Below are 16,538 nucleotides of genomic sequence, written 5' to 3' on the forward strand. Positions count from 1 at the left end.
TCACTTAGCAGGGCTGGTGCCCGCTTCCGGAAGGTCAGGCCTTCCCGGTGTAACACCACTGTATGAGAAGGTAAACAGAAAAAGCAATAATGTGAGCTAATTATGAACATCTACTTATACATATAAATTTGTATCAATTTAAGCTCTTTCTTCCTGGGAATCATAACTGAAAAATAATAGATATTATTCTTATAAATCAATGATTATCAATAGATTGAATAAATATTTAATCCATTTATTTTATTGATAATTAATCTTTTAACTAAATAATCAGAGAATAGTATCAACTACTGATTCGCATTTATTATTAATATTGTACCTGATTAAATGTAAGGGTTGGCAAAAAGGATTAGAAAATTAATATTTTTGAGCAATTGTTAAAAAAATAAAATATGAAAATACTATTGTTGTTCGTCATATTTTGTGCATATAACGTATCATTTGCACAGGAAATAGAGAAAATCGAAATTCCCAAACCGTCAGGTTATAATAAAAATTTGAAGCTCTCAGAAATTGCTTCGAAAATTGACTATATACCTTTGGAAACAAATGCTAAAGCATTACTTTCGGATCATGCTTCAAGTACCTTAAGTAAAGATTTTATATTTACTGTGCAGGGAGGAGCCTTACTACAATTTCAAAGGAATGGAAAATTTCTCAGGCAAATCAATCTGATTGGGAAAGGACCTGCTGAGTGTTATGTGCGGCATTATACGTTCGATGAAAAAAATCAGGTCATTTATATCTATAACCATTATGTTCATAATATCCTGGTATTTGGTTTTGACGGAAAATATCAAAAAACAATACGCGACCCATTTGATAAAATTGAAGGCGGCCGGGTAGAGTACATGCATTGTGATCAGAAAAACGGAAATAGTATCTTATTTTTTGATAATACCGATGGGAAGATGCAATATAAATATGCAGTCATGGATCGGGAAGGAAAAATTTTACATCACGAACTTAATTACGATCAATATACATTAAAGAAAAGAATATTGGAAAGTAATATCCTTCCTCCGCAGTTTTACACGTATCAGGATAATATTCATTACTGGCACTATTATAACGATACTGTTTTTCGTATCAACGCTGATTACAAATGTGTACCAAAGTATGTTATCCGGATCCCGGACAGGCTGACTCTTGAGGAAGCTATGAAAACCGGCGCTTTTATAACTCCCTATTCCGAGTTGGGGAATAAAAATACAATAAATAGTATCTATGAAAATAATTTGTTTCTATTCATCACTTATTCAGCAAATATTTTTAATCGTGACCGGATAAAACACTACTGGGCATTATATGATAAACAGAATAATAAATTAATCAATGATATTCATCCTGAATTCATTAATGATCTGGATGGTGGATTAAATATACGACACTTCTACAATGATGGCTCCTATATGTGGAACATGCTTCAACCAATAGATTTAAAAGAAAAATTAACAGCTTCTCATTTTGCAAAATCGAAGGCATTGTATCCCGACCAGCAAAGAAAGCTTAAATCATTGATTGACCGGCTTGATGTAGAAGACAATCCTGTATTGATCATTATCACCTTAAAATAAACTATTATGACGGATCCTTCAATATTTTCAGCCCTTGCTTAATATTATTAACTTTGATTATTGCAGGATCATTTTTTTGTTACATGCGATTCGAAGTGTCAATGACTTTGCGACAACAATTTATAAAAATCGACTGGTTTGACATACAGGATATTACAAATTTCAAAACCATTTAATGTCAGGTGTCCTGATTTCGAAGAGATTTATTTTTATTAATATTGCACACCATATTGTATTACTTTTTTAGTGATGAAATTATATCTTATTGGCTTCAGGAAAAAATCCCGAGGAGTGTTCGTATCTGATTGTAAAGAGAAACAAACATTCATTCCCCTACAGCAAAAAAGGTGAAAAACAAAATTTTCTTATATGTTGGATTAGGACTGTTGTTTGCTGCCATAATGATCAGGTGGTCGGGTGTTTCACCAGCATTTTGGTTTCCTGTTTTTATAACAGCCATCATTTTTAAAGCCATTTTTTTAATCAACCTATTCCGTTCCAAAGATTTTAAAATGAGTTTATGGTTGATATTGATCATTATTGGAGTGGTACTCATTCTTATTTCTCTGTTATTTAAGTATATTTTCCAACTTCCTTTACTCCGTGATGTTTTATTTTATAGCGCTATAATGTTGAAACTAACAGGCCTTATTTTAATGATTACCGGGAAAATTACATCAAAGTCTAAAAATAAATCTTTTTGAGTTAGAAAATCAGTTTTGATTTTCCACTGGATAAGTCAAAATGCAATATTTATAAAAAACTGCTTGCTATATCCTAATTCTCTCTTCCCCCTGCTGTTCTCATGATACAAATCCATTTTTAAGATCCTTTATATCTGTAAATTGAGAAACCCGGCTTCGGGTAAAGTTTCTATTGCTGCTGTATGAAAAGTCGATTTGATGCTTTCAAATTGAGACCGGGTATAATAAATAGCTAACATATGAAATTTTAATTTCAATCCAAACAAATTAGCCCATTGCCTTTTTCTGGATATTTCGACTTAATCGCTGTTAATCAGGCATATTTTTGATTAATTCAACAGTGGGCACGGTGAAAAATAAATATAAGTTTCATAAAAAATACTTTAATATTGAAAAAATATATGCATCATTTCACCCCCACTTTTTTTTGAAGTGTATTATAAATAATAAAACATCCGAAATGAACCAAAAAGAAATAAATCGCTTATTGTCTGATTATTTTGCAGGCACTGCGAGTCCTGAACAAAAGGAATCGATACTATCCTGGTTGCGGGAATCTAAGGAGAATGAAATATATTATCAGGAATGCAGTGAAGTATGGGCATTATCACATATGTCTGCATTTACCGATGCGAAAGAGTCGGCTCATTTGGATGTTTTAAGTAAGATCATTTATCAACAGGAAACGCAGAAAAGAAAACTATGGATAAGAACTGCCTGGGGGGCAGCGGCAGCTATAACGATTCTGTTTGTTTCTCTTTATTCGATTCTGTTTCTTAACCGGCAGGAAAATATACAACCTGGCATTTATACGGAACTTATTGTTCCTAACGGATCCCGGTTAAAGCTTTATTTGCCCGATAGCTCTGTTGTTTGGCTGAATGCCGGAAGCAACATGAAATATGATAATGATTTTGGGACAGACAATCGTATCGTTGTTTTAGACGGAGAAGCTTTTTTTGAAATAAAATCAGACAGTTTAAAGCCGTTTGTTATAAAGACAAAAGAAATGGATGCTGTGGTCACAGGAACGACTTTGGCTGTGAAAGCGTATGAAAATGATCCGAAAACTGAGATTACCCTGTTGGAAGGAAAAGTCCGGGTAAACCATCATCAACCGGATATAGAATCTATTGTTTTACAACCTAATGAACAGTTGAGCTACCTCAGCCATACAAATAAGGTCACACTGAATAAAGTGGATGCTGTAAAGTATACCGGCTGGATCAATGATAAAATATTTTTTGCGGATGAATCATTCGATTTGATAGCACGACAGCTTGAGCGTGCCTATGATATTACGATCATCAATAAATCTGAAAAATTAAAGTCCGAAAAATTTTACGGATCGTTCAATAAGTCTTCCGGAATCCAACATATCCTGGAAGTGATAGATATCAATAACAGATTTCGATGGTCTTTTAAGAATGACACTTTAACAATCATCAATAAATAAAAATGCCTATGAAAAGAGAATGTAAAAAATTTGACGAGGAGATGATGGAAAATGAAATTCAAAAATTGTAGTACATTAATTATGGAAAAAATAAAGAAAACAATCAAAAAGATCAAGTTATTATGTTTACTATTTCTTGTTTCACATAATATCTTGGCCTATCAATCTGCAAAATTAACTTTAGACCTGCAGGATGTCAGTATTCAGAAAGTTTTTGAGATAATTGAAAATCAGAGTGATTTTTTGTTTATGGTCAGAAGTTCAGATGTTGACCTGAACCAAAAAATATCGATAAAAGCTAAGAACCAATCTGTTTTGGAAATATTGGATAAGGTTCTGACCCCCCGGGATATTAAATATACATCAAGGGACAATCATATCATTATATACAAAGATGAAAATTCAGCCGACCGGAAAAACGTTAAGAGTCAACCGGGTATAAAGGTTACCGGGACTGTTTCCGACGAAACCGGTGAAACCATGCCCGGGGTCAATGTTATTGTCCGTGGAACGACACAGGGTACCAATACCGACATCAATGGTGAGTACTCCATTACAGTTCCGAGTGATACCTCTGTACTCCAGTTTAGTTTTATGGGTTACCATCCACAGGAAATTATTGTGGGGAATAAACGTATCCTGGCCGTTGTGTTGAAAGAAGAGGCTGCTGAAATTGATGAAGTAACCATCATTGCGTTCGGGACACAGAAGAAAGAGAGCGTAATTGGAGCTATCTCCACCATAGCGCCGGAAGATCTGAAGGTTCCCAGCAGCAACCTGACAAATTCCCTGGCAGGAAGGGTGGCCGGTCTGATATCTTACCAACGGAGCGGGGAGCCCGGTCAGGACAATGCGGAATTCTTCATCCGTGGGGTAATGACTTTCGGCTATAAAGTAGACCCGTTGATCCTGATAGATAATGTGGAGGTGACGACTACCGACCTGGCAAGGATACAGGCAGATGATATCGCCAGTTTCAGTATTATGAAAGATGCAACAGCTACGGCATTGTATGGTGCTCGTGGCGCCAATGGCGTTATCCTTGTTACAACCAAATCAGGGAGGGAAGGACCTGCAAAAATCAACATCCGGTTTGAAAACTCCATTTCACAACCGACCAAAGATCTTGAATTTGCAGATCCTATTACGTTTATGAAGCTACACAATGAAGCCGCATTGACGAGAAATCCCCTGGCGCCTTTACCCTATCATCAGAGTAAAATTGACAATACCATTGCCGGATTGAATTCTTATGTTTATCCTGCCACGGATTGGAAAGAATCATTGATGAAAAATCATACCATGAACCAACGGGTGAATGTCAGTGTTTCCGGAGGAGGAAAAATTGCACGTTATTTTGTATCCGGCGGGTTCACTAATGATAATGGGATATTGAAAGTGGACGGAAGTAATAATTTCAACAATAATATCAAATTGCGTACATACAGCCTGCGTTCAAATGTAAATATCGATCTGACCAAATCAACAGAACTGATTGTTCGTTTGAACGGGTCTTTTGATGATTATGTAGGTCCGTTACATGGGGGTAAAACCATGTACAATATGATTGTACGAAGCAATCCTGTATTATTTCCTGCATACTTTCCAGAATCTCAGGATCCTTTGGTGCAACACATCATGTTCGGGAATGCAGAACATGAGAGTGGGAACCTTTACCTGAATCCTTATGCAGAAATGGTAAGGGGTTATAAGGAGTATTCCAGGTCGAAAATGCTGGCGCAAATTGAGATCAACCAGAATCTCGATTTCCTGCTTGAAGGACTCTCCATGAGGGCCATGCTGAATACAAACAGGGAATCATACTTCGATGTTTCCCGTTATTATAATCCTTTTTATTATGCGGCACATTCATATGACAGGGCAACGAATGAGTACAAATTGCGGATCCTTAATGAAGACAAAGGTTCCCAGTCACTTTCATATTCTGAAGGTCCGAAAGAGGTAAGTTCCGTTTTCTATATGGAAGCTGCAGTTAATTATAACCGTTCTTTTGCCGAAAAACATGCCATCAGCGGATTGCTGGTATACACTATGCGACAATTGCTCGAGGCCAATGCCGGGGATTTACAGTTATCTCTCCCTTCACGTAACCTGGGGCTTGCAGGAAGGGCCACCTATTCATATGATAGCCGGTATTTTGCCGAATTCAATTTCGGCTACAACGGATCGGAACGTTTCCATAAATCGCACAGGTTCGGTTTTTTCCCGTCGGTAGGATTAGCGTGGAGCATTTCTAATGAACGGTTTTGGGAAAGTATGAAAAATACAATCACTACCTTACGGTTAAGAGGGACTTATGGTTTGGTCGGGAACGATGCTATCGGAGAGAAGAAGGATCGGTTCTACTACCTTTCCATGGTTAGCCAGGGAACAGGAGCAAAATTCGGGACCGATTATAATTACTCCAAGAATGGGATAGTGGTGGACAGGTATGGAAATAATGATATTACCTGGGAAATATCTAAGAAAGGCAATATAGCCCTGGAAATCGGATTATATAATAAATTGAAAATAGAAGCCGAATATTTTCAGGAATACAGGAAAAATATATTGATGAGCCGTGCCGATATCCCGGCATCTATGGGATTGGCCGCAGCCATCAAAGCCAATGTGGGAGAGGCTTCAGGGAGAGGAGTGGATCTGTCTGCTGATTATTCACATTCATTCAATAGTAATTTTTGGATACAGGGTCGTGGAAATTTTACTTATGCGACCAATGAATATGAGGTATATGAAGAACCGGAATATGACGAACCCTGGAGATCAAGGGTGGGGCACCCACTAAAGCAGGAATGGTTGTATATCGGTGAACGATTATTTGTTGATGAGTACGAGGTAGCCAATTCACCCACCCAATTCGGTGATTATATGGCAGGAGACATTAAATATCGTGATGTGAATGGTGACGGACGAATCACTGAAGCAGACAGGGTTCCGGCAGGTTATCCTACAGTTCCTGAGATATCTTATGGATTTGGGGTATCTACCGGCTTTAAAAACTGGGATTTCAGTGTCTTTTTTCAGGGAACGGCACGGGAATCATTCCGGATCGGAGTATCCGATACTGCGCCGTTTTTGGATAACTATAACTTTAAGTTTGACAACATTTCTTACTCTTCGAACAATCAATTGCTGAAAGCTTATGCCGACAGCCACTGGTCGGAAGACAACCGGGATTTGTTTGCCTTATGGCCACGTTTAAGCACAACGGCAATTTCTAATAATACCCAACAGACTACATGGTATCAAAGAAACGGGAGTTTCCTCCGTTTGAAACAAGTGGAATTGGGTTATTCGTTCTCCCGTCTTGCGCAAAAATTTAAAATGAGTAATTTGCGTTTATATGTGAATGCTACTAACCTGTTTTGTTGGAGTAAGTTTAAGATCTGGGATCCGGAAATGGCTTCAGAAGGTCTTGGATATCCTATCCAACGTGTCTTCAATGTGGGACTGTATGTTTCATTTAATTAAAAATTGGTGAAAATGAAAAAAAATTCAAAATATATCAGAAAAATTATTCTGTTTGTTGCTCTCTTTTCTGTAGCAACTGCCTGTGATTATCTGGATGTTGTTCCCGACAATATCCCCACAGTTGAAGAAAATTTTAATATGCGGGTGTCTGCAGAAAGGTATCTGTTTACCTGTTTCAGGCATCTTCCGGCACATGGGGAGATTTCCAATGACCCGGCTATCTCCGCGGGTGATGAATATTGGTACCTGTATCCCTATATTACTTCTACCGGGGCAAATGCAGCGACATCCATTGCCCGGGGATTACAAAATGCCACATCGCCTTATATGGATTTCTGGAATAACGCTATTGGAGGATCCAACCCGTTTCAGGGAATCAGGGACTGTAATATATTTCTGGAAAATATAGGGCGGGTTCCCGATATGGAAGATACCGAAAAGAAAAGATGGAGTGCTGAAGTAAAATTCCTGAAAGCATATTATCATTTCTGGTTGTTTCGGATGTATGGTCCGATACCGTTGATGAAAGAAAACCTGCCGATCTCGGCAGATGTAAATGAAGTAAAAGTATACAGGGAACCGGTCGACGACTGTGTGAATTATATAGTTGAACTTTTAGACGAGGCTGTGAATGACCTTCCGGAAAGAATAGACTATGAGGCAACTGAATTAGGAAGAATTACCCAGCCGATTTGCTTGTCATTTAAAGCGCTTGTTCTGGTAACAGCGGCAAGCCCATTGTTCAACGGTGGTAGCAGTGATTATGCAAATATCGTTGACAACAGGGGAATTCACTTATTTAATGCTGAACCTGATCCCGGTAAATGGATACGGGCTGCGAATGCTTGTGCCGAAGCCGTTGCACTCTGCGAGTCGAATTTTAGACTATATACATACACAAGCTCCGGAATAGGGAAAAGGGAACCTTCTGATTCTACCAAGACATTAATTGCAATCCGTACTGCCGTTACAGAAAGGTGGAACGGGGAAGTAATCTGGGCCAATACGCAGAGTACCGGAACATCTCCCCAGTATAATGCTACCCCTTACGGAGTGATGTTGAGTAAGGTTCCCGGAACATTGCAGAATCAAAGTACACAGGGAAAATATTCTCCTCCGGTAAAGATCGCTGAGATGTTTTATTCCCGGAACGGATTACCTATCGATGAGGATAAAACATATAATTACAGCGGTAGGTTTGGTTTTAGGCAGGCTGTTGATGCCGAACGGTATTATCTACAACCCGGTTATACCACTATAGGTCTTCATTTTGACAGGGAGCCGAGGTTTTATGCTAACCTGGCCTTTGATGGTGGCTTATGGTTCGGACAGGGAGCCAATGATGATAAAGATCAATACCTGATCCAGTGTAAGGCAGAGCAATTACAAGTGCCGCCTACAACCGCCAGGACAAATGTTACCGGATACTGGCCGAAAAAATTGGTCAATCATGAAAGCCAACCGTCAACCACCACAGGAAGCAATACTTATACACTGAGAACATATCCGTGGCCGGTAATGCGGCTGGCCGATCTTTATCTTCTGTATGCGGAAGCGTTAAATGAGGCTTACGGGCCACAGGGAGATCCCAGTGGTATAACAGATGAAAGTTCTCCTTATACATGGCTGAATAAAGTAAGGCAACGGGCAGGAATACCTTCAATCGGTGAGGCATGGGACAATTATGCAATCAATCCTAATAAATATAAGCAAAAAGAAACCCTGAGGGAAATCATCCAGCAGGAACGGTTAATAGAATTATCTTTTGAAGGACATCGTTTCTGGGATCTCAGAAGATGGAGACTTGCACATATAGAACTCAATAAGCCGATTACCGGTTGGGATTACCAGCAAAAAACCAATGAATATTATTACAGGCAACGTGTATTATATAATCAGTCTTTTATGATCCGGGATTATTTCTGGCCCATCAGGGAAAGCGAGTTGCTGGTAAACAGGAATTTAGTACAAAATTATGGATATTAATCATGTAAAGTCATTGAACATGAAAACGGTAAAATCACTGTATATAATGTCTGTCATCTTCTTGTTGACAGTTTTTCAGGCATGCAAAGAGGAGGAGTATTCTCCTCTGAATAAAGGAGGATCAGCTCCTGCTAAAGTTTCCGACGTGAAAATCGCTCCATTGCCGGGAGCCGCCCGTATCAGTTATCAGGTACCTGATGATAAGAATTTCCTGTATGTGAAAGCTGAAGCCGAAATTCGTCCGGGTGTGATAAGAGAGATTAAAGCATCTTATTATACCAGCGAATTGGTTATAGATGGTTTTAGTGATACCACGGAATTTGTGGTCCGGTTATACTCTGTAGGAAGAAATGATATGGTGTCGGAACCGGAGATCGTGACAGTGGTACCGAAAACGCCACCTGTTTTTTCCGTTTTTGAATCTTTAAAGGAAACCATTGTTGAAACTTTCGGCGGAATTAAGTTTGAGATGGATAATCCGTCCGGAGCGGAAGTCCGGATATATGTCAATACAACTGATTCTTTGGGGAACATGGTTCCGGCTGAAATATTTTATACCTCAGCAGCCACCGACCGGTTCAGTGTCAGAGGGTACGATACGGATGCGAGGCCATTCAGTATTTATGTGCAGGATCGTTGGGGCAATACGTCCGGGACATATGAAAATATATTCCATCCGTTACTTGAGAAAAAACTGGACAAAACAAAATTCAGGTCTACTCCGCTTACAGGCGATATGAATGATATCATTCAGCAAAATCGTCCGATCACCAACCTGTGGGATGACGCCTTGACCGACGCTACCATGTACCAGACCAATTCAGGGATAAAGAGTCTGCCACATACATTTACCATCGATTTAGGAGTAAAGGCTTATCTGTCAAGGGTGGTAACACATGGACGGGTAAGTACTAACGCTGGTTTCCTGTATAATGCCGGTATGCCCCAGCAATGGGAGATATACGGATCGACGGATCCCAATCCTGACGGAAGCCTTGATGAATCATGGATCCCTTTGAGGGAAGGACCCTGTGTTTCTTTTAAACCTTCCGGTCTGCCTCTCGGAGAAGTTTCTGATGATGACTATCAACGTCAATTGAACGGGGAAGAGTTTGAATTTGACAGAAGCGATATACTGGTAAGGTATATCCGGTTCAGTATCAATTCTGCCTGGGGAGGGCTTAGTACCTCTTTCTTCAATATGACGGAAATTACATTATTTGGAAATGTTGAAGAAGAAATTCAATAAATTGTGATTTGCTTGTTAAAAAGAAATAATATGAAGAATTTATTTAAATATGGAATTCAACAGTCATTATCAAAATATTTTTTGATGACCTGTGTATTGGCAATTACCTGTATGGCTTCCTGCGATAATATGAAGGATAATTATGAGGAATATATTGAAGGAGGTGAGATCATTTATCCTGGAAAGGCCGATTCTATTGAAGTTCATCCCGGAAAAAACAGGGTTGAACTGCAATGGGTACTTAAGTCGGATCCTTCCATAACATCTGCGATGATTTATTGGAATAATAAAGAGAAATCCCGTGAAGTACCTATTTTGCGTACTCCTGGAACGGCAGATACTATAAAGGTTTTGTTGGAAGATATGGAAGAACAGACTTATACTTTTGAGGTATATACATTTGATCGCGATAAAAACAAATCTGTAGCTTCGGAGGTGATTGGTGCCGTATATGGAGACAAATACCGTAGTACTTTGTTGAACAGGGCTATACGAAAATTGGATTTAACCGAAGAAGGCGATATTGAAATTATCTGGGAGTCACCGGATAACGGTACAATTGCTGAGGAATTGATCTATACCGATACAAATGGGAAGAAGGATACTGTAAGCTTTATAGCCTCAATGGATACTATTCTGCTTAAAAATTTTAATTTCTCTGAAAATATCTGGTTATCTACTGTTTTCCTTCCTGATTCTTTGGCTATCGATACTTTTAAGGTGGCATTTCAACAAATAGCATTGAATGTGGTAGAAACACCGGCAGAAGTAGTTCGGTCCGGTTTCTCCGTAAAAAACCTGCCTGGAGATAAGAATGAGCCTAATGCAACAGCTAATTCTCTTTCTCAGATCTGGACAAATGCTTACAATACAGATGGCACCCCGTTTATATCCAAAGCATGGGCGCTTACCGCATGCAATGATCTTTGGACTTTCCCCTATTGGTTTACCATAGATATGGGACAGGCTTATGATTTGTCGTCGTTTACCTTATGGCAAAGAGGAGCGACCCACTTATATGTCAACAATAATCCGAAAAAATTTGAAATATGGGGAGCGTTGGAAGTGGATGAAAATTATAATCCTGCGGAAAACGGCAATGTATTTGACAGTAACTGGATTTTGCTGGAATCATGCGAGATCATAAAACCTGCACAGGCATCTTTGTATGCAACAGAAGCCGCCAAGGGACACCAGTTTGACCTGCGGGTGAACGGGGAAACAAAAAAAGTGAGGTATTTACGGATCAAAATGATCGATATCTGGGCCGAAGACAGTCCGAGTTCGGTCTGTACCGTCGTGAAAAAAAGAACCTATGTCAATATTGCTTCCATACGTTTGGATGCCGTACAAAGAGTAGTACAACTTCAATAGGTTTAAATGCTGAAATAACCCAAGGTATACTTTGGAAATGATCGATATCTTGGGTTATTTGGTTATTATAAGGAAAACATTAGAATTGCATCGATTCAAAACAAAAACATATATGTATTGTTTTTAAGTAATATCAATAAATTAATGTCGCATATAATAAATGTAATCAGTTTAATAAATGCAACTTATAAAAACAATTAATAGCACTGAGTGCTTAAAATAAATCAAATCAATTATTTCAAATTTTTATCCATGAAAAAAATCATTTTATCAGTCCTGTTTTTATCCATTGTTTTTACATGTTTTCCTCAATCCATAGACAAAAAACTGTTTTCAAAAAAATACATAAATTCAACCATTCTGAAAGTTACTGACTGGCAACTCAAGAATCCGAAACACAATCCGCGTGATTGGACAAACGGGGCTTTTTATGCCGGGGTATTTGCTGCCTGGGAAACCACCAGATCAAAGGATATTTACCAGGCCATGATGAATATGGGCAATGAAGTAAAATGGCAACCCTACAGGCGTTGGTACCATGCTGATGATATTGCTATCTGCCAGATGTACATCGATATGTACCGTATCGAAAAAAAGCAGGAAATGATTCAACCTACCATAGATACCCTGCAGCTTTTCCTGGACAGGCCTTATCCGACAAAGGGCAAAGTGGATGTCATTAAATGGTGGTGGTGCGATGCATTGTTCATGGCTCCTCCCGTATTGGTAAAATTGGGTATCACCACAGGAAATGATGAGTACCTGAAGAAAAATGACGAATACTTTAAAGAGTGTTATGATTTATTGTACAACAAAGAAGAGGATTTATTTGCCCGTGACCTGAATTATGTGATCAAAAATGACGGGAAAGACAGGTGGGAAGCCAATGGCAAAAAGATATTCTGGTCACGCGGGAATGGCTGGGTTATGGGTGGATTGGCACGTATACTTGCCGAACTTCCTAAAGATTATCCCCAACGGCCTTTTTACGAAAACCTGTTTAAAGAAATGGCAGCTAAGTTGATATCCATACAACAGCCTGACGGGCTGTGGCGGGCCAGTTTGCTCGATCCTGATTCATATCCGGGAGGTGAAGTCAGCGGTTCCGGATTCTTTTGCTATGCATTGGCATGGGGGATCAATAACAAGTTGTTGGATAAAGCCACCTATCTGCCTGCTGTAGAAAGAGCCTGGGTCGCCCTTAACAGTTGTGTCAATGAAGAAGGCAGGGTTGGTTGGGTACAACCGATCGGCGGTGATCCCCGTAGAAATTTCAAAGCCGAAAGTTGGGAAGTATACGGAACCGGAGCTTTCCTGTTGGCAGCGAGTGAAGTGATCAAACTGAAACGATAGATTTCAATCATTTATTAAAATATTTATTCGTTCGAAAACCATGAAAATATATCATAATTTATTAATCGGATTTATCTTATTCCTTTTTTCCGGAACCCTTTCGGGTCAGAATTATCCGCCCCTTGATAATCAGAAAATTGACGGATATAAAGGTATCTGGTTTACATTGGGACAATTCTCCGAATATGGAGATAAATATTCGGGCGGGATGGCCACATATACTGCTAAACATATTCCGTTGGCCATCTATTCGCCTGAAGTCCAAAAGACCTTTTTTGTTTACGGAGGGATTGCAGAGGACAGGAAGACATCTGCAGATGATCCCAACCGGAAAGGAAAAACCTATGGTAATTATTTATTATGTATGGCAGGTTGCTATGATCATAAAACGAAAACGGTCACTAAGCCTACTGTCGTATATGACAAAAGAGGCGTTTTTGATCCTCATGACAATCCGGCTATTTCCATGGATGCGGATGGATATGTCTGGGTATTTGTCAGTGGAAGGGGGAGAGGACGTCCCGGTTTTGCTTATAAGAGCCGGCAACCCTATAGTGTTGATGCTTTCGACCAGATTGTAGAGGACGAAATGACTTATCCGCAACCCAAATACATAAAAGGAAAAGGTTTTTTGCACCTGTTCACCAAATATATGGGTACACGCCTGTTATATTTTAATACAAGTCCCGACGGATACACATGGACAGAACATCAACAGCTGGCAGCGATAAAACGTCCGGGAGATAAGAACGGCGGTCATTACCAGATCAGCGGACAGTTAGGAGAGAAAATCGTTTTCTTTTTTAACTGGCACCCTAACGGAAATGTAGATCGCCGTACCAATATCTACTATATGCAGACAACCGATTTCGGCAAAACGTGGACCAAAGTGGATGGTACTCCTGTATCCATACCGGTTACCGATTTGAACAGTTCCACTTTGCTTAAGGAATTTTTCAGCAAAGATGAAAATGTGTATATTAAAGATGTGGCTTTTGATGAAAAGGGAAATCCAATGGCACTGTATGTTTCCGGGAAAGGACATCAGCCCGGGCCTAAAAACGGACTGAAAGACTGGCAGGTAATTTACTGGAACGGGAAAGAATGGGAGAATCATAAGATCACCACTTCCGACCATAATTATGATACAGGCAGTATCTGGGCTACAGGGGAAAAATGGACTGTGATCGGTCCTACGGAAAACAGTCCGCAGGCTTGGGGTTGTGGAGGAGAATTAGTGATTTGGGAAAGTACGGATAAGGGTAAAACCTGGAAACGTACCAAACAGATCACCAAAAATAGTCCCCGTAATCATAATTATATACGGAAAGTGGTCAATGGCGTCGATCCTTTTACATATTTCTGGGCCGACGGAAATCCGGACGAACCCAGCAAGTCCCAGATGTTTTTTGGAGACAGTAAGGGTAATGTATGGCAATTTCCCTATGTGATGACAGCCGAACAACAGAAACCTGTAAAGGGACAGGTAAAAAAATAAATACTTTGTTTTAGAATAATTGAGTGGTGGGTTAGATCGATTTTTCAATATGGTTGTGAAATATTTATTTATGTATATGGGTCTGCAAAACGATCGACCCGCCCCCAGTTGTTGAATGGCCGGCTTCGTACTATGAGGTTTTTATTTTCGAAATAGACCAGCCAGGTGAAAATCAATTTTAAAATATGATCCATAAATAAAAATTCCTATGTCATTAAAACAACTTATCCAAAAATCACTGTTTTTCTTTTTCCTTTTTTCATCTTTTCCTCTTTTTGCCCAAAAAGAGGAGGCAAAATACTGGAATACAGGTACCCCTATGGTTCCATTCAGATTGCCACCCCCTCCGGTTGGCTACACTCCTGAATATATCGACCTTAATGGTGACGGAAAGCCGGATGCGATCAAATCGGTTACATCCAACGGTTATCCCATTCTCTGGATAGATGATGACGGTGACATGAAAAAAGGCGACCTGGAAGGCGATACGGATAATGACTGTCTGCTCATCGACAGGAACAAAGACGGCAAATTCGGTTCCTGGGGCGACCTGGTCATAGATTGGGTGGATACTGATAATGACGGGAAAGCGGATCTCCAGGTAGTGGTGGAATATCCCGATAGTGTTCAAGGGACGGTTTGGCCAAATGGGCATTATATGTGGGTATTGGATACCGACCATGACCAGGTATTCAATTATATCGACTGGAACACGATGAAACTACGTAACTGGGACCGCGTGGAAACCTCCAATTTCTATACCGATTACAGCGGTAATACCGCCTTTTTGAAGATACATGCTTATACCAATGGGATGGATGATCTTCGTTTGAACTGGGAAAATCCTTTCCTTTTCTATGATTATGACGGTGATGGAAGATCGGAAGTCGCCATCCGTTTGTGTGACTCACCACGCAAAATTGAAGGGGAGATCGATGGAAAAACCACCCAAAAAGTAAAATTAAGCGGTAAGATCGACTGGGTTTCATTGGCTGTCGATATGGATAATGACAACGGTCCGGGTAACGACTTTGACTTCGACTTCACCATCAGTTTCCGTGGTCCCGGATTCGATTATATGGACCAGGTGCACAAAATACCCAACCTGAGGGGACTGCCCGAATCGGACAAATATTTTATGGATCCCCGCTTCCGCCAGTTGGAAGAGTTGATCTATCCCGATCACGATGCGGCAAAAAAGATGATCTTCAAAGGAGAGTGGAAGCAAATATACTTTGTATATGATGAAGATGATGACTGTAAGAGATGGGAACGTGTAGAGCTGCTCGAACCAAGGGACCCTTTCCTGATAGGTACGCGTAAGGAAGGAATTGACAATCATCCCCAGGCCGATGCTGCCGGTGACAGGGGTGAGTGGGACCTTGATGCCTCAGGCGGCGGTAAGTTGTACCTTGGTAATTTTGATGGTCGGTTACACCTGTTGGGCGCTGAATGGGGCTGCTGGCGTATCGACCAGAATGCCACAGCCTATCAGGGTTATGACCGTCACTGGCTGAACAAGACACCTCAGAAATTCTCCACTGTCAAATATACGGACAAGGACAATAACGGTTTCTTTGATTTTATCGAATACGACCTTGACGGCGACCAGGTTTTCGAACAGACGGTGGACCTGAAGAAGCTGGGTATAGATGACCGTTGTGAAGAGATCGATATTTCCGGCTATGAATACTCCGATTTTATTGCTTTAAAACGGAAGATGGCCGATAATATGTGGTCCAATGCCTTACTTGCGGAGAAAGTGGCTAAACATTATAACCTGAATGTCAGCTGGTATGCCAAGTTACATGAATCATTGTCCGTATATGAAAAGTATACCAACGGATAC

The 16,538-nt window shown here is 40.0% G+C and carries 10 protein-coding genes; 9 read left to right on the forward strand and 1 reads right to left on the reverse strand.

Translation table 11 applies throughout. The annotated features are described in order from the left end of the window. Positions 1-392 precede the first annotated feature (392 nt). Positions 393-1,577: a 6-bladed beta-propeller gene (locus tag LBQ60_03195; GenBank protein ID MDR2036908.1), complete on the forward strand. Its 1,185-nt coding sequence runs from the start codon at positions 393-395 to the stop codon at positions 1,575-1,577. Between the two features lie 325 nt (positions 1,578-1,902). Here LBQ60_03195 and LBQ60_03200 read toward each other — a convergent pair whose 3' ends face one another. Continuing rightward, positions 1,903-2,040: a hypothetical protein gene (locus LBQ60_03200; protein MDR2036909.1), complete on the reverse strand. Its 138-nt coding sequence runs from the start codon at positions 2,038-2,040 to the stop codon at positions 1,903-1,905. Positions 2,041-2,741: 701 nt separating this feature from the next. Here LBQ60_03200 and LBQ60_03205 point away from each other — a divergent pair. The 8 genes from LBQ60_03205 to LBQ60_03240 all read left to right on the forward strand — a co-directional run. Continuing rightward, positions 2,742-3,737, forward strand: a complete 996-nt coding sequence (locus LBQ60_03205; protein MDR2036910.1) for a FecR family protein — start codon at positions 2,742-2,744, stop codon at positions 3,735-3,737. A gap of 153 nt (positions 3,738-3,890) precedes the next feature. Continuing rightward, positions 3,891-7,229, forward strand: a complete 3,339-nt coding sequence (locus tag LBQ60_03210) for a TonB-dependent receptor (protein MDR2036911.1) — start codon at positions 3,891-3,893, stop codon at positions 7,227-7,229. Between the two features lie 12 nt (positions 7,230-7,241). Continuing rightward, positions 7,242-9,215: a RagB/SusD family nutrient uptake outer membrane protein gene (locus LBQ60_03215; GenBank protein ID MDR2036912.1), complete on the forward strand. Its 1,974-nt coding sequence runs from the start codon at positions 7,242-7,244 to the stop codon at positions 9,213-9,215. A gap of 46 nt (positions 9,216-9,261) precedes the next feature. After that, a complete protein-coding gene (locus tag LBQ60_03220) occupies positions 9,262-10,464 on the forward strand; it encodes a DUF4959 domain-containing protein (GenBank protein ID MDR2036913.1) in 1,203 nt (400 codons plus the stop codon). A 30-nt stretch (positions 10,465-10,494) separates the two neighbouring features. Then, positions 10,495-11,838, forward strand: coding sequence for a hypothetical protein (locus tag LBQ60_03225; protein ID MDR2036914.1), 1,344 nt, complete (start codon positions 10,495-10,497; stop codon positions 11,836-11,838). A gap of 252 nt (positions 11,839-12,090) precedes the next feature. After that, complete coding sequence (locus LBQ60_03230; GenBank protein MDR2036915.1) at positions 12,091-13,191, forward strand: glycoside hydrolase family 88 protein; 1,101 nt, start codon at positions 12,091-12,093, stop codon at positions 13,189-13,191. A gap of 40 nt (positions 13,192-13,231) precedes the next feature. Further along, entirely contained in the window at positions 13,232-14,689 is a 1,458-nt protein-coding gene (locus LBQ60_03235; GenBank protein MDR2036916.1) for a BNR repeat-containing protein, read from the forward strand. A 208-nt stretch (positions 14,690-14,897) separates the two neighbouring features. Continuing rightward, positions 14,898-16,538 (forward strand): hypothetical protein (locus LBQ60_03240; protein ID MDR2036917.1); only part of this gene is annotated, 1,641 nt, incomplete at its 3' end.

It is taken from the genome of Bacteroidales bacterium (assembly GCA_031275285.1).
Classification (GTDB): Bacteria; Bacteroidota; Bacteroidia; order Bacteroidales; family UBA4181; genus JAIRLS01.

Excerpts from the sequence above, each read along its gene's own strand:
- LBQ60_03200 (MDR2036909.1), bottom strand. The coding sequence starts at position 2,040 with ATGATGGCTGTTATAAAAACAGGAAACCAAAATGCTGGTGAAACACCC.
- LBQ60_03195 (MDR2036908.1), top strand. The coding sequence starts at position 393 with ATGAAAATACTATTGTTGTTCGTCATATTTTGTGCATATAACGTATCA.
- LBQ60_03225 (MDR2036914.1), top strand. The coding sequence starts at position 10,495 with ATGAAGAATTTATTTAAATATGGAATTCAACAGTCATTATCAAAATAT.
- LBQ60_03235 (MDR2036916.1), top strand. The coding sequence starts at position 13,232 with ATGAAAATATATCATAATTTATTAATCGGATTTATCTTATTCCTTTTT.
- LBQ60_03205 (MDR2036910.1), top strand. The coding sequence starts at position 2,742 with ATGAACCAAAAAGAAATAAATCGCTTATTGTCTGATTATTTTGCAGGC.
- LBQ60_03230 (MDR2036915.1), top strand. The coding sequence starts at position 12,091 with ATGAAAAAAATCATTTTATCAGTCCTGTTTTTATCCATTGTTTTTACA.
- LBQ60_03215 (MDR2036912.1), top strand. The coding sequence starts at position 7,242 with ATGAAAAAAAATTCAAAATATATCAGAAAAATTATTCTGTTTGTTGCT.
- LBQ60_03220 (MDR2036913.1), top strand. The coding sequence starts at position 9,262 with ATGTCTGTCATCTTCTTGTTGACAGTTTTTCAGGCATGCAAAGAGGAG.